The following is a 20,718-nucleotide window of genomic DNA, read 5'->3' as shown; positions in this document are numbered from 1 at the left end:
GTGTGCGAGCACTAAAAAAAGTTATTAAATTATTGGTAATACAGGGCAATGGGTACACCATCGATCATTTTAACTTGAATATCTGTGTCGTAAATTTCTTTGAGAATTTCTGGTTTCATAATTTCTCTTGGGCTTCCGCAGTAAGCAGCTTTACCGTGTTTGAGCGCAACGATTATATCTGAATAAGAAGATGCGAAATTAATATCATGCATAACAAGAAGAATTGTTTTGTTGAGTTCATTAGCCATACGGCGTAACTGCTTCATCATAGCAATGGAGTGTTTCATATCGAGATTATTCAAGGGCTCGTCTAATAATACATAGTCCGTATCTTGACAGAGGAGCATGGCGATAAAGGCCCGTTGGCGTTGTCCACCAGAGAGCTCATCTAAAAATCGTGTTTCTAAGCCTTGTAGATCAAGATATTGGATAGCATTGTCGATAAATTTCTTATCTTCATGATGATATCGGCCTTTAGAATAGGGGTAACGTCCAAAGCTGACTAAATCATACACAGTAAGACGGACAGACAAAGGGTTGTCTTGACGCAGGAGTGAGAGTTTTTTGGCTAAAACATCGTGTGGTGTTGTATGAGTGTCAAGACCATCAATGCTAATCGATCCCTGATTTTTTGGCAGAAGGCGTCTTATCATCAGCAAAAGGGTTGATTTTCCAGAACCATTGGGACCAATAAGGGAAGTAATTCCTCCCTTTGGCAAATGAAGGCACAGATTATCAATAACCAATTGAGCACCATAAGATTTAGAAAGATGATTGATTTCAATCATTTTAGTCGTCCCTTCATCAATAAAGTCAGGAAGATAATGCCACCACAAAATTCCATAATGAAGCTTAGACGTCCTGCCATATTGAAAATTTGCTCTAAAATAAATTGCCCACCAATTAGACAGATGATAGCCAATAATACCGCGATTGGTATAATAACACTGTGTTTTGTTTGTGGTGAGATATTATAAGCAAGGTTGGCAACAAGCAGTCCGAAAAAGGTGATAGGCCCGACAAGTGATGTTGAAATAGAGACAAGAATAGAAACGGAAATGAGAATAGTTATAGCACTTTTTTTATAATCAACACCAAGATTAAGAGCAAATTCATTGCCGAGCGCGAGAATGTCAAGCATATGATATAAGCGCCAATTCATCACACTAATGATTAGGACAAGGATTGTAGCAATGCCGATTAATGATGAATTAAATGTATTAAAATTTGCAAACATGACATTTGCTAAAGTCATCATTTGATCTGGATCCAGTTGTAACTGCATAAACATACGCAAACTGAAAAAAAAGCCGCCTAAAATTACACCAATTAAAAGGGTAAGGTGAAGTCCTTTGAAGCTTCCTGAAAAAAAACAGCGAAAAAGAATTATTGAAAAAATAATTAAGATAAGAGCTTCAAGAAGAAATTGTCCTTCTTTACTCAAAAAAGGTAGAGAAAGAGAGCCTAAATAATAAATGAGTACAGTTTTGATTAAGATATAAAGTTGATCAAACCCCATAATAGAGGGGGTCAGCAGTCGGTTATTGACGATTGTTTGAAATAAGACAGTGGAAACAGCAATTGTATAAGAAATAAGGAGAAGAGAGATCAATTTTGTTAAACGTAATGACCAGGTATAAGCATTGATATTCCATGTCATATAAAGGCTGATGACAACGCAAGCACTGAAAATAAGTGTTATAAGTATGAGAGGGGTCGTCTTTTGCTTATCCAAGACGTTTTCTCCAACGTAAAAGAAGCATGATAAAAATAAAGCTACCAATAACACCCATCATGGTTCCAATAGGGATTTCAGCACCATGATGCAATATTCGTCCTAAAATATCACAGATTAATACTAATCCTGCACCGCTGATCGCTATCCAAGGGGCGCTATAGCGCATATTGTCACCCATGATGTTTGATACAAGATTTGGAATAATAAGCCCAACAAAAGCAATACGACCGACTGTACAGACCACAAGGGCAGTGATTAATGCAATAATAAAGAGACCTAAAAACATAACGCTACGGTAATTTAGACCAAGGTTGTTTGTTAGATCTTCTCCAAGGCTAGCAACTGTGAAACGGTCAGCAAAACAATAGGCAAGAATACACACAGGGAGAGATAGCCATAAGAGTTCGTATCTTCCTTCAAGAACCATTGCAAAACTACCAAATAAGTAAGCTTGAAGAGAGGGAAGAAGCGTCTCATAATCAGCGATAGTATTTGTTAGGGCACTAATCACATATCCAAGCATAATGCCTGTAAGTGGCACAATAAGAGTAGATTTTAAAGGGATTTGACATAGTAAAAATATAAAAAGCAAAGAGCCTGCCATAGCAAAAATGGTGGCAATAACCATTTTTCCAAGAACAGGCATGCCAGGGGCGAACATCATAATCAAAAGTAAGCCAAGCGATGCAGATTCAACAGTTCCAGTTGTTGAAGGTTCAACAAAGCGATTGCGCACAAGCATTTGCATAATCATTCCTGAAAGTGCAAGCGCCATCCCTGATAAGAGTGCTGCAGCAGTACGTGGTAGGCGTGTTTGCCAAAAAAGGAGCCATCCAGTAGAATCTTTTAAGAGTAGATTAGAGAGTGTTATATCAGAATAACCAACAAAAATACTGAGAATGGAAAGCAGAATAATAGCTATTATAGCTATCCAGTAATTTTTCACGCTTAATAATTCCTACGAGAAAAAAATAACAGAAGTTGTTTTACTAAACTTCTTCTGTTCTTAAATTTTATTTTATAGAAAGCAAGTCATTTATGCGCTTATTTGCTATTTTCAAAAGCATCACCGATCTGTTTTATTGTGTTATGAAGTCCAGTGAGGTTTCCGCTTGCTAAATACCAGCTCTGAGGATCAAGATAAATGATTTGGCCTTTTTCCCAAGCTTTTGTGCGATGAATCAGTTTATGGTCAAGCAATTCTGCTGCTGATTTTCCTTCTTGTCCGATTGCTGCATCCCGATCAACAACCAATAACCAATCAGGGTTGTGTTTAAAAATGAATTCAGGGGAAATAAGCTGGCCATGTCTTTCTTGGGATATTTTATCTGTTACACTAGGGATCCCAAAGCTAGAGTGGAGAAGATCAAAACGTCCTCCAGGAGCAAACGCGCTTATTTTACCACCACTGGTCATGATAACTAGAGCGTTTCCTTTTCCTTGTGTCTTTTTACGCACTTCAGCTAAAGCATCATGAAGTGTGGCGATTTCTTGTTCAGCTTCTTTTTCTTTGCCAAAAATTTGTCCAAGCATAGTAAGATTACGTTCAATATCTTTAAGGATGGTTGCGTATCTTACTGTCATATCAAGTGTTGGAGCAATTTGGGAAAAATTCTCATATTTAGACCGCACTCGTGAAGCAATCAGGATAAGATCAGGCTGAAACGAGGCAATTTTCTCAAAATTGGGATCTGTGCGTGTTCCCATTTTTTCGTATTCTGCCCCATTAAAATATTCGAGGTATGTAGGTTTTTTCCCATCAATCACACCAAAAGTGGCGTCAACACCAAGACGAACCATATTATCAAGGGATGCGAGATCATAAACCACAATCTTTTTTGGATGAAGGGGAACAGAAGTTTTCCCTGAAGTATGATCAATGGTTATATCTGCTGATGAAATGGTCACCAAGCTCATTACCGCAGCTAAGATAGAAGCTATCCATTTGATATATTTGATAATCATCATTTTAATCCTTTTATTCAAAAATATCATTTAAAGTATGTCATAGAGGAAACAGTTAATAGAAATTTTGTTACAATTTCGCTTCAAAATTACACTCTTAAACATTAAGGGTAACACGGCTATTATACCAATATGGCTAAATTTAGATTTATTTTATACTTTTGGGAGTAAAATCAATTTGTGGTGTAATGGAAAGAGATGAAACTATGATATCTTTCATCTATAGCGTTTTTATAATACCTATCTTTATAATAAGATTGATACATTATAATATAATGTGAGTGCGAAAATTAATTATTCAGAGGATTATATAAATACCGAATAGATTTTTGGTATATTTTAAATGTCACTCAGTTTATTCCATCTATATCTGCTAAGTAAGAGAACAAAATGCACCGTATATTTGTGATCCAGGATTATGTCACGTAAAGTGGTCCATTTCAGTCGATACAAAAATGTCAAGATAGAGGAAAGCTTTCAGATTCCATTATGAAATGCAATGGGATGATGATCACTTTACATCCAGACATAAGAGATCATACCACAAAATACTGTATGTATGTTCTTTATCATAATAAAAAGGAACGGTCACTTTCAGACATTTAACTTATGAAGATATGTGAAAGGAAATTGAGCGCAGATGGAAGCATTCATGAGAATAATGGGCGAATAATTAAAGTGATTGGCAAATTGATTTCACGTGTTTTTGTAAATTGAGGCAACCAGTATGTATGAATCTGTTCAGTTAACAAAGGAAATATAACTAAAAATAGGAATGAGAGTGCTTTGAATGTGCGTCGTGAGATTATAAGAGAATTGATATTATTAGGAGACTTATCTCGAGTTTATTTGATTATTCTTCGGAGGAATTGAAGAGTTTATGTTCAATATATAAAAATTGATTGAGCGTAAATTTGTACTTTTTTAGGACTATTTTAAAGATAATTTGTGTTTATCACTTTATATACATTCTCCTATTTTATATTGTTTTTCAATTACTTATTATCCATATTGTAACGATAAATTGATAATAAAATGTTTTTATCAATTTGTGGCTTTTTTTCGCCATTATTTTGTTATAAACGCCAAACTTAATTTTTTGAGACTTAATTTCTGATGAGTCTCGTAAGAATATTTGTTCAATGTTTTTATGAAAGTTTGGTATGGTGACGATGATGACTGTAAGAAAAGCACAAAATGTTATCAGTTTAATTTTTTTAGGACTTATTATTTATACTTTACAGAATTTAATTGGAGCAAATATTCAAGCTGGAACGTGGGACGTGGCGAGTAGGAATTGTTCGTATGTTGGTGATGGAACTGTTATAAGCGAAGGAAATTATTACAATAATTATGTTGCATGTGGTTATGTAGAGTTCGAAGGTACAATAAGGTCAAGGGCTGCGATTAACTCGACACAATTTGTGCATATTGGAAAAGAATCGCCTGTGAACAAAAAAAATATTGCTGTAATTGCAGAGAAAGCAGGAACTATGAGAGTTTATGGGGGTGTAATCAATGGTGAGGGCGTTGCGGATTCAGTTGCTTTTTATGCTTCCGGTAAAGGGACTATAGACGCTCAAAAGTTGATTATAAGTAATGTAAGAAACGGTGCTTACGCTACATCGGAAGGAACAGTGAGTGTAACGGAGAGCGGGAAATTTAGTGCATTCGACGTAGCAGTTCATGCAACAGGAAATTCAAAGGTCATTTTAAAAACGATTCAGGAACTTAGAGCGGTAAGCGGAGTTATAGCTGATAAATCAGATGTTTATATGGAAAATGTAACTTTTCGTGGGACAGAGGTTGCTGTCGACATAAATGGTTCCGAAAATAAAATGGCAAATCTCATATTGCAAGGTGTTCATATAGGTGAAAGTTCCTCAAACGTGGGGGAAGGTGTGTCACAAAACAATGTCCCGAAAAATGGGATTAAGATTAAAAGTAATGTATTCGCAGATATAAAGGGTGGAACAATTTCAGCAAAAGAAAAAGCTTTGGATATAGACGATAGGGACGATAGGGGGGTGTTAATTAAGCTGTCAAATGTAGGTATTAGTGCCCAACAAATAGGGATTGCTTCTGAATATTCAAGAAAAGGTAATGCTACTGTAGTCATTGAAATAGATGGGGGAAAGGTCAGCGGAGACGATACAGCTATTAAGATATCAGGAAAAGGAATGGTCAAATTATCAAACGGCGTAACGATAGCGAGTGTAAAAAAAGAGGCAGTTTTTTTTCACAATGATGGATCCTTTCTTATGGATGGTGGAATGATTACTGCGACAAAAGGGAGAGCTGTTCAGCTAAACCAAGGACGTATGTATTTAGATAATGTTCAAATAAAGAGTGAACAATCAGCAGGGGTTTGGGTTGAAAAGGGGAGCGTTGAAATGAACAATGGGGGAATTACGGCGTCTAAGGTAGCGGTTCTGTCGAAACAAAAGGGTGCTAGTGTTATATTAAAAAATGTACACGTAGTCAGTTCAGGTACAAATAATGAAGAAACACTTAGCTCTCAAGGTGGAACTATTAATGTGACTGGCGGGATGATTACAGGAAAAAAAGTAGTTGTTCAGGCATCGAACGCGGGAAATATTATGTTATCAGGTGTAAGTGTGTCGGGCGATAATAGTGCGAATAACAGCAGTAATGTTGAAAATGCGTATGTGCTCTTTGCTAAGGATAGCAAATCAAATATTACAGTGAATGGTGGGTCTATTGATGCAAAAAAATCTATAGCTGTTGGGGCATTAAATGGGGGGATTATCAACTTATCAGGTAATGTAAAAGTAAGCAACGAGGGTGAATATGGGCTTTGGGTTGGGGATAACAAATCAAGAATTACAATAAACGATGGTAGTGTTAAGTCGGATGAGGCTGTTGCTGTTTACACTACTGGTGGAATTATTAATGTGAACAACGGGAATATCATATCCAAAAGAATAGCTGTTAAAGCAACAAATAATGGGAGTGTCAACTTAAATGGTGTAAATGTGAAGAGCATAGTAAACGGCAATAATAAAAATGTATATGGGCTTTTTGCTGAGAAAGAAGCAATCATTATGATGTACAAGGGGAATGTTGAGACAAACGGAGATATTGCTGTTTCTATTGCAGCATCGGATAAGGGGAGCGTTAATTTAAATGATGTAACCGTGAAAAACAGGAGTAATGGGAATACAAATTCATATGGGCTTTTTGCTAACAGTAAAGACGCAAAGATTGTGATGAACAAAGGAAGTGTTGAGGTAACTAATGCTGTTGCTGTTAAAGTATTGGATGAAGGGAGTGTTGACTTAAATAATGTAAATGTGATGACCATAGTAAGCAGCGATAGCAATAAAAATCAAGATTTATATGTGCTTTTTGCTAAGGGTGAAAAATCAAAAATTACAATGACAGGTGGGTCTGTTAAGTCGGATAAGGTTGTTGCTGTTTACGCTCACGATGGAATTATTGAGATAAAAGGCGGGAATATCCAAGCCCAAAAAGTAGCTGTTAAGGTGCTGAGTGGGGGGGTTGTCAAGTTAGAGAATACAAAAGTAGAAAATAGCAATAACAAGAATATTAAGGGTTTGTATGGGCTTTGGACTGAAAATCAACAATCAAAGATTATAATGAGTAGTGGGTCTGTTGAGTCGGATAAGGCTATTGCTGTTTACTCCGGTGGAGTTATTGAGATAAGAAACGGGAAAATCCAAGCTAAAAGAGTAGCTGTTAAGTCAGTGGGTAAGGGGGTTGTCAAGTTAGAGAATACGACAGTGGAAGTTAACAATGCCAGTGAGACTGCAAATTCATATGGGCTTTGGGTTGACAGTAACGAAGCAAAGATTACCGAAGCAAAGATTACAATGATACGTGGGTCTGTTAAGTCGGGTGAGGCTGTTGCTGTTTACACTGCCGGTGGAACTATTGATATAGAAGACGGGGAGATCCAAGCTAAAGGAGTAGCTGTTAAGTCACAGGGTAAGAAGGGTATTATCAACTTAAAGAATACGCAAGTGGAAACTACTAATGATAGCCGCTTTGTTCAGAATTCATATGGGCTTTTGGCTACCCAAGAATCAAAGATTATAATGAACGATGGATCTATTAAGGTAAACAAGATTGCAGCTATTATGGCAGAGGATAACGCGAGTATTAAATTATCAGATGTAAAAGTAGAGAATCGTGGAGTAGTGGGGATTTTTTCTAATAATGCATCCATTGAAATAAACGGGGGATCGATCGCTGCAAAAGGTTCAGCTGTTAAGGTGCTGAGAAGTGGGAGTGTCAACTTAATTGATGTAAACGTGAAGAATAATCATAGTGATAATGGTGCTGCAAATAATGCATCTGAATTTGTATCTGACGAAGGGTCAAAGATTATAATGACAGGTGGGTCTGTTAAGTCGAATAAGGCTATTGTTTTTCACACTTCCGGTGGGTCTATTGATATAGAAGACGGGAATATCCAAGTTAAAAAAATGGCTGTTAAGGTAGAGAATGCGGGGGTTATCAACTTAAAGAATACGCAAGTGGAAAGTAATAATAGCAGTGATGTTGCAGATTCATATGGATTTTTGTCTGAAGGTGAAAAATCAAAGATTATAATGAGTAATGGGGCTATTAAGTTGAAGAATACTGTTGCTGTTAAGGCACAGAATGAGGCAAGTATCGGATTATCAGGTGTAAAAGTAGAGAATCATGGAGACTCTGGGCTTGTAGCTGAGGGTGGAGTAATTAGCATGATAGAGGGGAGGGTTATAGCCAAGACTGTAGGGGTTCGTGCTACAGGTGAAAAAGCAAATATTACTTTAAAGAATGTTGAAATTTCTGTGCTAAATAAAGGGGAGGAGGCTGCTGTCATAAAATCAGAAGCAGGCAGTACAATTAAAGCAGATGGCGTAAAAGTTGTTAGTGATTTAGAAACTACAGTAGAAAACGTAGGCCATCGCATAGGTGTATATGCTAAAACGAAAGGGAAAATTGGTTTGAATAACACGACGCTTGAAGGTGTGCGTACAGGTCTTCGTGTTGAAGATAAAGGAACCAATATTAGCATGACAGGTGGAAAAATTACTGCGATTACTGGGATTTACAACACAGGAGGGGCTGTAACTCTAATGGGTACAGAAGTGGTCACTAGAGGAGGTTCAGCAGGTATAATGATAGGTAAAGGTGGGAAGGTTGAGATGTTTAATGGACGTCTTAATTTTTCCAATAATGGGGTTTCTTTGAGTAATGCCTCTTTTACGGCTAAAGATGTTTTTATTACTGGCATTGGTGAAAATGTAAATAAGATGGTATTTGGTGCAGCTTTTTATGCAAACAAAACTGGTTTGATTACTTTTAATGACGGTAAGATTGATGTTACCTATCATCATGGATTGCAAATTATGAATGATACTGACTTTGATCATTCAGATGATTATTATGCCCGTAATTTTCCGCATTTTCTTGGGATTAATATCGCTCGCTCGGAATTTTCTGTGAAAGGTAGCGCAGCTTACGGTATATATGTTCGAGGTTCTACACTGTTGCCAAAACATAAAAAACAAGTATGGTTAGCAGAAAGCCCTATAAAGGAACGTGTCGCTCTAGGAACCTCTTTTGTTTCTTTGCAGAAGACAACTCTTACAGTTCCAGATAGCGCAGCTATTTATAGTGATCATGGGCGTGCTTATATTCAATTATCACAAGGGACAGAGGTTTCTGGTAGTCTATTGTTAGAAACTAGAGAAGGTAAAGATGAAATAATCATTGTCGCTGATGATTCTTCCTTAACAGGTGGTACGCGTATTAATGGTACTTCTAATGTTGGGTTTTATTTAAGTAATAACTCAAAATGGACTTTAACAAAAAACCAATATGAACTGTTAAATGGATCAGATTCTAATAAATCTAGAGATGCAGGTCTTCCAGATTCGAGTATTTCATTCCTTCACCTTAATCATAGTAGTATTGCTTTTGCATCTCAAAGTGTAGCTCCACAAGAGTATCAAACGCTTCGTATTGGTAAGCCAGGAACTGTGCGTGGTGATATTGCTTACTATGTAAGTGGTGGTGCACATCTTTATCTTAATGCTTATGTAGATGAGAAAGGCCAGCTTGATAATCAAAAGACGGATCGTGTTTTGATCGAAGGCTCTGTTGCTGGAAGCACTACTAGAGTGCATGTGAATGGGCATTTGGACGTTAATGATAAAGAAGCAGTAACTAAGAATGACGGAAAGAAAAAAGGTATTTCAATTATTCAGGTTTCTGGTGAAGCGTACAAGGATTCATTTGAATTAGAGAGTGGTTATACTACACTTGGTGGGTTGCCTTATCAATATCGTTTAAAAGCTTATGGCCCGAAGCAGTCTGATGCAAAAAAAGAAAAGTCTATGAAAAGACAAAGATTTGTTTCAGGAAACGGTGATAATTTTTGGGATTTCCGCTTACAAGAAGTTGTGTTTGGAGAAAATGGAGAAGAGTTAGATTGGGACGAGTTTGAAGAAGATGAAAACTCTCTGTATGGAAGACATGCTCGTCCTTTCAGAGCTATCGCTCCGCAAGTTCCGGTCTATTTGGTGTTGCCGAATGCTTTTTTCCATGCTGATTTGATGGATATTAATTATCAAAACAAGCTGTTGGAAACGATACAGATTGATGCTGGTGATCTTTCAGATAAAATTTCTGTACAAGGTTATGATGGAAGTCACCGCTATACTTCTAACCTAACTAAAAACGAATATGGTTATGGAGCCGATGTTGGTTATCAGGGTGTACAAGGAAGTGCTTTGCTGAAAACAATAGAAAACAAGCACAGCAACATGTTCTTTGGGGTTATGGGGAATTTTGGACATTTGTCTTTACAACCTAAACAAGTTGCAAAAAGCCTAAAAAGCACATTGGATAAATGGTCTTTAACCGCTTATGGGCGTGTGCAACATGATAACGGTTTTTATGCAAATGGTACTTTCTCTTATGGGTTTTTAGCAGGTGATGTTTTGACAGCTGAACGTGGTGTAGCGGTTAATTTACGTGGTCAACCATTGAGTGCTTCTTTGACAACAGGGAAAACTTTTGTCACGAACTATAAAGGGCTTGTCTTTGAGCCACAGATTCAGCTAATTTATCAGTCTGTTGCCTTTAATGAAACTGTTGATGTTGATTGTTTGAATGTTCAATTTGACCGTCCAGATCAATTTACAATGCGTGTTGGTGGGCGTTTCGGAAAAGCAATACAAACTTTGCAAAGAGGTCATTTTGTTTCTTTCTACGGAAGAGTTCACTTCACGAGTAGTTATGGAGGAGATCAGTTTGTGTACATTCATGATGCGTTCCGTTTAGGTGCTTTCGGTTCTGCGATCGAAGGAGGTTTTGGAGTTAATGCTCAATTAACTTCAGCTGTGATGATCTACGGAGATTTGGTCTATAAGCACAAACTTGACACTTTTGGTTTCACTGGAACTAGTGTTTCAGGAGGTCTGCGCTACCGATTCTAGTTATAATTTGGTTGATTTCTGATCGTTGATCACCCCTTTGTTGCTTCATAGCCGCAAGGGGGTGATTTTATGTTTATATTTATTTGATTATTTTTTTCAAAAAAGTCTAAGAGTGAATTGTGCTTATCGTGATTGAATAGAATAAGTAATCAATCGGTACATCTTTTTGATATTGGGAGGAAAATAATAGAAGGCGTAAAAAGATTGTTGATAGAACAGGGAAGATTTTACAATTGGAATTGGGGTGTTAAGTCTTGTTGTGCAAAGATAATTAAATCAGATAGGATTGCATCTGACTTTTAAAAATGCGGATAAGTTAACATTATACTGTCAATAAATATTAAGCAGTGTTTTTATCATAAGATATTTTCACGTTAATTTCTTAGCAAGAAGGTCATCAACACCAAAGCACTCAGTTTATTGCATAATGACTGTATGACTGTGGTCATACCGGCTCTTTTCCCAGACGCAATTGAAAGGGGGTGTTATCTAATTTGGTAATTTATGAGAATTGCAATGAAAAATTTTCAGGTGTATTTCTGTGTCTGCCCCATAGTTACGTTTTTCATTGTAATGCATCTATTTTAAATTGACTGATATCATCAAGTAAATCACAAAGTCCGCAAAGAACATGAGAAAAAATTGCTTCACCTGCTTGAGAAGTTGCGTGACTTGCATTGCCTGCTGCTCCTTGTGCATTGAGATCACGCATGATCCACCCAAAAGCATGGGGGCCATAAGCTCGTAAATATTTGTGATGAGCAATCATGTCAGCTTGTTTGTTATGAAAATTTTTTGCTTCTTTTATATGCACTTTTTCTGGTGCTAAATAGAGCATTAAGGAGGTTTCAAGAAACCCTCCATGGATATCAAGATGGTGTTGTGATGCTGTCATTAAGCCTTCTGGTAATCCAAAACGCTTCCAACTTGTAGCAACTGCAAGCATTGAAAACCTCTTCCGTAATTCAGTAATAACAATGCTCATTAATGGTGAGTTACCTCCATGAGCATTGAGAAGAAGAAAACGTTTTATACCTTTACGGTAACAGTTTTCACCAATATTAATCCAGCGTTCTATAGCATCAGAGAAGGTAAGCGTTTGTGTTCCAGCAATATCCATATGCTCTACTGAATAGCCAATTTTTTCAACTGGTAAACGTGTGATATGAAACTTCTCTTTTGTTTTTAAGGTGAGAGCTTTTGCAAAGGATTCGGCAATAATCCAGTCTGTTTCAAATGGGAGATGATCTCCATGATATTCGTGAGCTCCCAAGGGTAAAAGAGCAAGGGGAGGGATATCTGAAACCATAAATTCGTCACAAAAAAGATAAGTGAATAAGATGCGGAATGCATTCACTCTGATAAGCAATCCCTCCTAAATTATAATCTATATATAAAAAAAATTCAAATGAAGAGTTTTATTTTATCCAATCTGCGTATGATAAAAAATGGATGCATTATTAAAAAGACTGGCAATTATAAGATAATAATAATTATAAATAATAAGAGGGTATTAGAATATTATTGTTGTGAGTGTGCTTTTATCTTAGCATGCTTATAATAAACTCAGTGTTTTTCAAAAAACAGATGTTTATGTATGCTGTTAGGAAGCATGTAAATTAAGCAAAAGGTCTTGCTTTGTGCGAAGATTAGCAATCCACTGGTTTTCGCGAATGGCTGTATTGTGTATTGTAATGAGTTCATTTTTTTTTATTTCAGCTGTAACTGTTGCTTTTTCTAGCAGGCCACAAGGAATAGCTTGCTGGCTACGTGCCTCTGCAACACTCATAGTCCAAGCGCGATAGGTATAGAGACCGATAAAATCTAATTGGTCGCCTGGGTGTAGGTCCTTTTTGGCAACAGCACAGACTTCTGCTACTGGGTGACTGAGCGGTGCCATATCCGCTTTACCATACAGCATAACGCGTGCGCAGGTAAGAGGAACTTCCATTGCGGTTAAATGATATGGGCGATGAAAGGTGAAATAGGGTCCTCGTCCGATTTTTAAATCTTCCATACGCTCACGTAGACGTGGATGTGCTATTTTTGCAATCACAAAAATACCAGGAGATACTCCCCGGCCTATTGAATAATCCACAACACCACATCGATTTAAAATGCCACCATCTTTTTTTGGAATGAACACTTTATCTAACTCTTCAAGCGCAGCTTGTGGACCATGCATTCCTGCACAATCAGGAACAAGACCTGTTGCGTTGGCAATAGCAGCCATTTCAACCATTGTCTTAGAACCATCAATAAACTCAACTAACATGCGAACATTCATATTACGCCGAGTTGCTTCTTCTTCATAATGATCAGGAATAGCATCAAAAATAAGCGGATTATTCTTTCCTTTACCTGCCGCAATAATCTGATGTCCAAGGGCTGAAACAAATTCGATCAATTCCATACAGGAAGAGGGTTCATCACCAGCACCCAATGTATAAATGAGGCCTCTTTTATCGGCTTCATGTTTGAGATAAGTACCAATTGTAACATCGGCCTCGACATTCATCATGACAAGATGTTTATTATTTGCAAGCGTTTTGAAGCCAATTTCTGCACCAGCTTCAGGATAGCCTGTTGCATCAACGACAATGTCAATTTGTTCATGTTTTAAAAGAAGGTCAAGATCATCTGTGGCAGCAATTAAGCCTTTTTCAATGGCTTCAGTTAAAGCTTTGGTGTTTTCAACTGTGATGGCATGGCCTTTTTCACCATAGGCTAAAGCGGCAGCATCTAAAACACGTGAAGGTGTTCGGGTGACAACAGCTGCAACCGTTATACCCTCTATATGTGCAACGCTTGATAATAAATCCGTTCCCATTTCACCACATCCAACAAGTCCAATACGAATTGGTTGGTGCTGTTCTGCATATTGTTTTAAATCACGTGCTAAACCTGTCAAGGTTACATTACTGGCCATTGTTTTTCCTATTTGAAAAGTATCTCTTTAACGAGACATTTTCTTGATAAGATGCATTTATTTTTGAAATATTTCATTTCTTTTATTCTTGATGCTCTAATTAATCGCTTCTATAAAAGCAAGGGGGAAGAGAGTGAGCTTTTTATCGAACAAAATAGGAATGGTATTATGCAGCGAAAAATAGCAGTACAAGATATCCCTAATTTTATTGGACAGGAAATTGGTGTATCGTCGTGGCGCTTAGTAACACAAGATATGATTAACCAATTTGCATCTGCAACAGATGATCATCAATGGATCCATGTTAATGAAGAAAAAGCAAAAGAAACACCTTTTGGGGGCACTATTGCACATGGTTTTTTAACATTATCGCTTTTGTCTACGCTGGCTTATGAGGTTTTGCCAGAGTTGGAAGGGGCAACCATGGGAATTAATTATGGTTTTGATAAAGTTCGCTTTATAGCCCCTGTGAAAACAGGTACACGAATACGTGCCCGTTTTGTTTTAAGCGATGCTAAAGTTCGTCTTTCTGGTCGGGTGGTTTTTTATTATCAAGTAACAATAGAGATTGAACAGTCAAAAAGTCCAGCTCTTACCGCTGATTGGATTGTTATTACTACTGTTGAGAAAGAAAAATCAGATCATTAAATTTTCAAAGATTTTTTTTGTCCAATTTCTGAGTTATGCGATCAGAGAACCATTGAACCGTGATGTTCAGTATGATCAAAGCAATAATAACGATTGTCATGATGGAAGTATTATAACGCTGATAGCCGTAGCGAATTGCCATATCCCCTAAACCACCACCACCAAGATATCCAGCAAGTGAAGTGGCTCCGATTAGAGAAATAATCATCACTGTAAAGCCATTAATCAGGTTAGGGAGTGCTTCAGGAATAAGCACATGCCTGACAATCTGTAAACGATTAGCACCCATAGAACGGACTGCTTCTACTAAACCATGATCAACCGTTTTAAACGATAATTCTGCGATACGTGTATAAAAGGGAATAGCTGAAATGGTGAGAACAAAGATCACTGCGTGAATTCCTACACCGCTTCCAAAAACCATACGCGTGACAGGCAAAAGATAAAAGGCGAGAATAATAAAGGGAATAGCGCGAGTACTATCAATAACGACACTGAGAGGACGATTAATGAGAGATGATGCATAAAGTCCTCCGCATGCTGTTGTATAGAGCAGCAAACCAAGCGGAAGTCCGATGATAAGAGCGATTAAAGAGGCAGTTGTTGTCATCAATAACGTATCAAGAATGGCGTTAGGTAGCTCATGAAGGAGAGTCTTAAACATAGCCTAAAACCTCACAATATCGACCTTTTTCTGTTAACCATTTAACAGCTTGTTCCAACCTTATTTTATCTTGGCTGGGAAGACCTAAAAAAAGGCGTCCAATGGTTTCACCTTGAACAGTATCAATACTGCCGTGTAAAATACGTGCCCTTAATCCGATATCATCTTCAAGAAGATTTAAAAAAGGTTGTTGTGCGATTTCACCGTCAATATTAATCTCAATGACAGCTTCTTGACCACTTGGTTTGAGTTTTTGTGCAAATTTTTTTGGAAGCTGTGGTGTTACAAGTTTTAGCATAGCGATGGTTGTATCTTCTTGTGGTGATGTAAAAATATCTTTTACATATCCTTCTTCTACAATGCTTCCTTGATTAAGGACGATAACGCGATGCGCGATTGTGCGTATAACTTCCATTTCATGGGTAATGAGAACAATAGTCAGATTGAGACGGTAGTTGATATCAGAAAGAAGCTCTAGAATAGATTGCGTTGTTTCAGGATCAAGAGCAGAGGTAGCCTCATCTGATAACAATATTTTAGGATTAGCAGCCAGAGACCGTGCAATACCGACACGCTGTTTTTGCCCTCCTGAAAGTTCTGCAGGATAGTGGTGTTCTTTGCCACATAACCCTACCAATTCAATGAGTTCAAAAGCACGTTTATAGCGTTGTTTTTTATTTATGCCTGCTAATTTTAGTGGTAATGTAATATTATCAATAACTTTTTGAGACGATAAAAGATTGAAATGTTGGAAGATCATTCCAATATGTCGGCGATAAGGAGCCCATTCTGTTTCTGATAGGTTTGAAATATTCACTCCTTCAAAAAAAAGGTTTCCTTCATCGATTTTTTCTAATCCATTTAAACACCGCATCAATGTTGATTTTCCTGCCCCACTGCGTCCAATAATACCAAGAATTTCACCTGCGTGGATATCAAGAGATAAATTGTTAAGCGCTGGAATAGCTGCTGTTTTAGAAAAACAATGACTAACATTTTTTAGGGAAATAAGGGCAGCAGAATTCTCCATTCACAAGTTACCAAGATGTTTGAGCAGTTGTGCCAAAGATTTCTTTAAGTTTTTCTCGGACTGGTTCGCTGTTATAAGCAGCAACTAATTTTCGGATCCATGGTTCATCTTTGTCTGCAGTGCGTACAACAATGATATTATTATAAGGATTATTTTCTGCTTTTTCCCATGCAATGGCATCTTTTTGTGGGTGTAATCCAGTTGTCAGTGCCCAATTTGTATTCACAATTACAATATCAAAATCATCAATGGCACGTCCTAAAATACCGGCATCTAATTCATGGATTTTCACATTTTTAGGATTTTCAACAATATCAAGTGGAGATGCAAGAACATTATGAGGATCTTTTAACTTAATGATACCTAAAGAATCGAGCAAGAGCAAGGCTCTGCCACCATTAGATGGATCATTGGGGATGCCAATATTTGCTTTATTTTGCAGATTCTTTATATCTGTAATTTTGTGTGAGTAGATACCAATTGGAGTGATAAAAGTATATCCGACAATTGAAAGTTTATAGCCACGCTGTTCTATCTGCGTATCAAGATAAGGTGTGTGCTGAAAAGCGTTCGCATCAATATCTCCAGCATGAACAGCATCGTTGGGCAGTGTGTAATCAGAAAAATAAACGAGCTCAATATCAAGACCATCTTTTTTAGCTTGTTCAATGGCAACTTCCCAAATAATGGCCTCTGCTCCTTCCATGACACCGAGTTTGATTTTTGATTTGTCTACTGCTATGGCAACGGGAGCATAAAAAAAACATGCAGCAAGAGAAAGAAATAATCCAATTATAGTGTACCAGGACAGTTTATTCAGTGTCATAAATTTTTGTCTTTCTTGTTTTTTAGACAATTTATAAAGTAAAATTTACACATTTTCTATATAAATTAAATATTAAAATAGAATAACATAAGAATATATTATAAATTATTCAATTACTTTATTTTAAATAAATTATCATATAATATATGATGATTTTATCAATGCATATTTTCTTAAAATTTAACAAATAAAATTCGCATTTTTTATTATTTGATGAAACCAGTACAAAACTTCTTTAAGCAGTCATGACTTGAAAAAGAGTAATCATATTATGTTCTTTAAAAGCAGTTAGTTATGATATGAGCGGGACTATAAATGTAAATGCTTATATGTAATGTATGAGGGATATTAGGGAGAGAACAAAAAGAACTTTTCTCAAGAAATAGCTTTTAAAAGAAAATAAAAGAACACTTCATCATTTTATAACGCAATCAATTATTACAAAAATAAATATTTTATTTCTGAAAATTATCGCAAAGGAAAAAGGATGATTTATAGGGAAATTTTATCCATGATGATAGTATCTTTGGAGGATTGAGGTTTAGAATTGCTATTGGTAAGATTGTTTGAATGGTTATTTGTAGCTATGGGTAATATTTATGTTGTGCGCAAAAGTCACCCGTAATATGCACAACATATAGGTAATACTCGTTTTACTTTGTTTTTTAGCGGCTATTTTTAGGCAGATGCTTTGGGTTTGATCCACTGATTAGTAGTCAAAAGTTCAGCAATTTGAATTGCATTCAATGCGGCTCCTTTTCTTAAATTGTCAGCAACAATCCAGAAAGCTAAACCATTTTCAACAGTAATATCTTCACGAACACGGCTGATAAAAGTATCATCCTCTCCTGTGCATTCATAAGGTGTAATATAGCCACCATTTTCGTGTTTATCGACAAGTTGGCAACCAGGTGCATCACGCAGTAAGCTCTGTGCTTCATAGACACTTAGTGGTTTTTCAAATTCAACATTGACGGCTTCAGCGTGACTGATAAAGACGGGAACTCGAACAGCTGTGGCTGTTAATTTGATTTTAGGGTCAAGAATTTTTTTTGTTTCAACCATCATTTTCCATTCTTCTTTAGTGTAGCCATCTTCCATGAAAGTATCGATATGAGGAATGAGGTTAAAGGCAATACGCTTGGTGAATTTTTTTGATGAGATTGGATCAGCAACAAAAACAGCACGTGATTGTTCAAACAATTCGTCCATTCCTTCTTTGCCCGCTCCGGAAACTGATTGATAAGTGGAAACAACGACACGTTTAATGATTGCTGCGTCATGGAGAGGCTTTAAAGCTACAACCAGTTGAATTGTTGAGCAATTGGGGTTAGCAATAATGTTGTGTTTAGAAAAGCCGTTAATCGCTTCTGCATTGACTTCGGGTACAATCAAAGGAATATCAGCATTGTAACGCCAAGTCGATGAATTGTCGATCACTACACAGCCAGCGGCACCAATTTTAGGGGCATATTCTTTGGAAATTTTTCCTCCAGCAGACATTAGGCACAAATCGGTGTCGGAAAAATCGTAGGTATCAAGTGCTTTCACTTTTAAGGTTTTGTTACCATAAACAATGTTCTGTCCTAGTGAGCGTCGTGAAGCTAAAGGAACGACTTCACTTGCAGGAAAGCCACGCTCTTCTAGAATTTTTAGCATTTCACGGCCAACATTCCCGGTTGCGCCAACAACTGTAACTTTAAAAGCCATAGTTTTACACTCCTCATACCTCTATTTTACAAAAACGAACACACTGTCGGTTCTCTTTCCTGTACTGGATCAGGAAAGGGTGAGTTGGCTGATGAACGTTGAATAATCTTTATTGTCACTTTCTTAAATACGATCTTACACGTATATTGGCTATGATCACAACACTCACAACCGATTTATTTTGCAATTAACCACTTTTGCTAATCTTGAAAGCTGAGAAAATTTGAATATTTTAGCCGAGCTGTATAAACATTTCCCCGACGAGGCTTCACTTTAGAGAATTCCTTATATCCTGTCAATTGTTGCGCTGTTGTTATATGTTATACTGCAGGCTTTTGAATTTTTACATATTGCATTGTACACGTAAAATTGTTTGTATTCTAACATTATAAATATTCTTTTTGCATAAATATAAAAATAATATTTGACAAATAAAATTTAAATATTTACCAAATAAAAATTGGGGTTTTCTAAAAATTAATAAAGATGTTTACCTTAATCCAGTAACACAGACACTTAAATGTGAGTGCTTGCCTAATGTGCGTTAAGGTTTTAGATATCTCTATGAAGTGTAGGGGAATCCTTATGTTAATTGAGAACATTTAAGCTTTTTAAATAGAAATGCTTATCTGTATATTTTTTTAATTATTTATAACGGGGGGTTATTATGATTTTTGGTATTTTTCTTGGGTTAGTCTACGTATTTGAATCAATATTGTTCACGTTTAATCGATCAGCTTATTAATTTTCCTTCTTTAATGGGAGACTGTTTTATTATTCTGACTATCCGTTTAAATTAGGTAAAACTGAATGATGTGTTTTTCTCCTAAAATTAAATGTAAAAATATTTTGCAAATAAGATTATCAGCTATTACGGTGAGTATAACTAAATTTTGTGAATTATAGATGGAAGGTTATTTAGTTTCCAATTATTGATTAAAGATTATTCAATAACTGAAGGGTTGTAATACGTATAAAATTTACCCCATTTAGGTTTGTTACCTATTTGGGGTTTTTGTTTGCTTAGAGATTTTTCCTATTCGATTTTTTGATAGAGTAATTAGGAAGAACACACGATTCTCGTCTATTAATTTATGCTTCCCCAACAGTTGGAAACAAGTGTTATAAAAACTTACTTGCTCATCTTTCAGATTACTGTCAATGAGAATGATTGAATAATCTTCTGTCTCATATTGTCGTCATATCAAAAAATCACTAATATGCCTCTGCTTCTCTCATTGGAAATGAGAAGTCAAACTTCTATACACATCCGCACTCATGGAAACAGAGGATACCAACTACTTGTAACTTATCTAAGAAAAAAGAACATCAATCACCGCATATGTTGTATTCCCAATATACAACGAGAAAGTAGTAATAGCATATATTATAAGTGAAACTATAATATCCCCCCATGTAAAAAATTGATTAAAGCTTCAGATAAACGCTATATCTAAATACGACCTTTGTAATAAAGATTAATATGATTTAAGTATTCTCTTTTTCATCACAAACATTGACATTGATGAAATACAAAGAGTTTTATCTGTGCAACAGATATTACAAAATTTAAAAACCTCATATCAGAAAATCAGCCAATCAGAACTGGTGAACATGGAGACCTTGCAATCCTTTGATATTTCAGAGAGTATTAATCGGGAAAATTTATTAAGCACTATTGAGCATTACCTAACCATCCATGAAATGGAGCATAACTGGGACAACATTGTACA

The 20,718-nt window shown here is 36.4% G+C and carries 12 protein-coding genes and 1 pseudogene; 3 read left to right on the top strand and 10 right to left on the bottom strand.

Translation table 11 applies throughout. The annotated features are described in order from the left end of the window. Positions 1-29: 29 nt before the first annotated feature. The 4 genes from H710_RS05640 to H710_RS05625 all read right to left on the bottom strand — a co-directional run bounded on the left by H710_RS05640 (position 30) and on the right by H710_RS05625 (position 3,703). On the bottom strand, positions 30-788 hold the full coding sequence (locus tag H710_RS05640; protein WP_041849840.1) for an iron ABC transporter ATP-binding protein: 759 nt from the start codon (positions 786-788) through the stop codon (positions 30-32). Next, a complete protein-coding gene (locus H710_RS05635) occupies positions 785-1,735 on the bottom strand; it encodes an iron chelate uptake ABC transporter family permease subunit (protein ID WP_041849839.1) in 951 nt (316 codons plus the stop codon). Before H710_RS05635 ends, H710_RS05640 begins: the two co-directional genes overlap by 4 nt. Then, the gene (locus H710_RS05630) at positions 1,728-2,684 is read right to left on the bottom strand and encodes an ABC transporter permease (RefSeq protein WP_041849838.1); all 957 of its coding nucleotides are present in this window, start codon (positions 2,682-2,684) and stop codon (positions 1,728-1,730) included. Before H710_RS05630 ends, H710_RS05635 begins: the two co-directional genes overlap by 8 nt. Positions 2,685-2,782: 98 nt before the next feature. Next, positions 2,783-3,703, bottom strand: a complete 921-nt coding sequence (locus tag H710_RS05625) for a siderophore ABC transporter substrate-binding protein (RefSeq protein WP_041849837.1) — start codon at positions 3,701-3,703, stop codon at positions 2,783-2,785. A gap of 1,172 nt (positions 3,704-4,875) precedes the next feature. Between H710_RS05625 and H710_RS06435 the strand changes: the two genes are divergently transcribed. Further along, positions 4,876-11,178: a hypothetical protein gene (locus tag H710_RS06435; RefSeq protein ID WP_244875597.1), complete on the top strand. Its 6,303-nt coding sequence runs from the start codon at positions 4,876-4,878 to the stop codon at positions 11,176-11,178. A gap of 565 nt (positions 11,179-11,743) precedes the next feature. On the opposite strand, the gene H710_RS05615 is transcribed toward H710_RS06435, so the two are convergent. Then, a complete protein-coding gene (locus H710_RS05615) occupies positions 11,744-12,487 on the bottom strand; it encodes a creatininase family protein (RefSeq protein WP_041849892.1) in 744 nt (247 codons plus the stop codon). A gap of 294 nt (positions 12,488-12,781) precedes the next feature. Next, positions 12,782-14,107: an NAD(P)H-dependent oxidoreductase gene (locus H710_RS05610; protein ID WP_041849836.1), complete on the bottom strand. Its 1,326-nt coding sequence runs from the start codon at positions 14,105-14,107 to the stop codon at positions 12,782-12,784. A gap of 168 nt (positions 14,108-14,275) precedes the next feature. Between H710_RS05610 and H710_RS05605 the strand changes: the two genes are divergently transcribed. Then, complete coding sequence (locus H710_RS05605) at positions 14,276-14,755, top strand: MaoC family dehydratase (protein WP_041849891.1); 480 nt, start codon at positions 14,276-14,278, stop codon at positions 14,753-14,755. 4 nt (positions 14,756-14,759) lie between these two features. On the opposite strand, the gene H710_RS05600 is transcribed toward H710_RS05605, so the two are convergent. The 4 genes from H710_RS05600 to H710_RS05585 form a co-directional block, all read right to left on the bottom strand. Then, a complete protein-coding gene (locus tag H710_RS05600) occupies positions 14,760-15,419 on the bottom strand; it encodes a methionine ABC transporter permease (RefSeq protein ID WP_041849835.1) in 660 nt (219 codons plus the stop codon). Next, positions 15,412-16,449, bottom strand: coding sequence for a methionine ABC transporter ATP-binding protein (locus tag H710_RS05595; RefSeq protein WP_041849834.1), 1,038 nt, complete (start codon positions 16,447-16,449; stop codon positions 15,412-15,414). The genes H710_RS05600 and H710_RS05595 overlap by 8 nt, the downstream gene beginning before the upstream one ends. A 7-nt stretch (positions 16,450-16,456) precedes the next feature. After that, positions 16,457-17,275, bottom strand: a complete 819-nt coding sequence (locus H710_RS05590; RefSeq protein WP_041849833.1) for a MetQ/NlpA family ABC transporter substrate-binding protein — start codon at positions 17,273-17,275, stop codon at positions 16,457-16,459. A 678-nt stretch (positions 17,276-17,953) separates the two neighbouring features. Continuing rightward, the gene (locus H710_RS05585; protein ID WP_041849832.1) at positions 17,954-18,985 is read right to left on the bottom strand and encodes an aspartate-semialdehyde dehydrogenase; all 1,032 of its coding nucleotides are present in this window, start codon (positions 18,983-18,985) and stop codon (positions 17,954-17,956) included. Between the two features lie 1,548 nt (positions 18,986-20,533). Here H710_RS05585 and H710_RS06280 point away from each other — a divergent pair. Further along, positions 20,534-20,718 (top strand): annotated as a pseudogene (locus H710_RS06280) (LON peptidase substrate-binding domain-containing protein); the annotation flags it as partial.

The organism is Bartonella bacilliformis Ver097 (genome assembly GCF_000709795.1).
GTDB lineage: Bacteria > Pseudomonadota > Alphaproteobacteria > Rhizobiales > Rhizobiaceae > Bartonella > Bartonella bacilliformis_A.
This window is presented reverse-complemented; position numbering and strand designations above follow the sequence as displayed.

Coding starts and splice junctions, on each gene's coding strand:
- H710_RS05640 (WP_041849840.1), bottom strand. CDS start 788: ATGATTGAAATCAATCATCTTTCTAAATCTTATGGTGCTCAATTGGTT.
- H710_RS05625 (WP_041849837.1), bottom strand. CDS start 3,703: ATGATTATCAAATATATCAAATGGATAGCTTCTATCTTAGCTGCGGTA.
- H710_RS06435 (WP_244875597.1), top strand. CDS start 4,876: ATGATGACTGTAAGAAAAGCACAAAATGTTATCAGTTTAATTTTTTTA.
- H710_RS05615 (WP_041849892.1), bottom strand. CDS start 12,487: ATGGTTTCAGATATCCCTCCCCTTGCTCTTTTACCCTTGGGAGCTCAC.
- H710_RS05610 (WP_041849836.1), bottom strand. CDS start 14,107: ATGGCCAGTAATGTAACCTTGACAGGTTTAGCACGTGATTTAAAACAA.
- H710_RS05605 (WP_041849891.1), top strand. CDS start 14,276: ATGCAGCGAAAAATAGCAGTACAAGATATCCCTAATTTTATTGGACAG.
- H710_RS05600 (WP_041849835.1), bottom strand. CDS start 15,419: ATGTTTAAGACTCTCCTTCATGAGCTACCTAACGCCATTCTTGATACG.
- H710_RS05595 (WP_041849834.1), bottom strand. CDS start 16,449: ATGGAGAATTCTGCTGCCCTTATTTCCCTAAAAAATGTTAGTCATTGT.
- H710_RS05590 (WP_041849833.1), bottom strand. CDS start 17,275: ATGACACTGAATAAACTGTCCTGGTACACTATAATTGGATTATTTCTT.
- H710_RS05585 (WP_041849832.1), bottom strand. CDS start 18,985: ATGGCTTTTAAAGTTACAGTTGTTGGCGCAACCGGGAATGTTGGCCGT.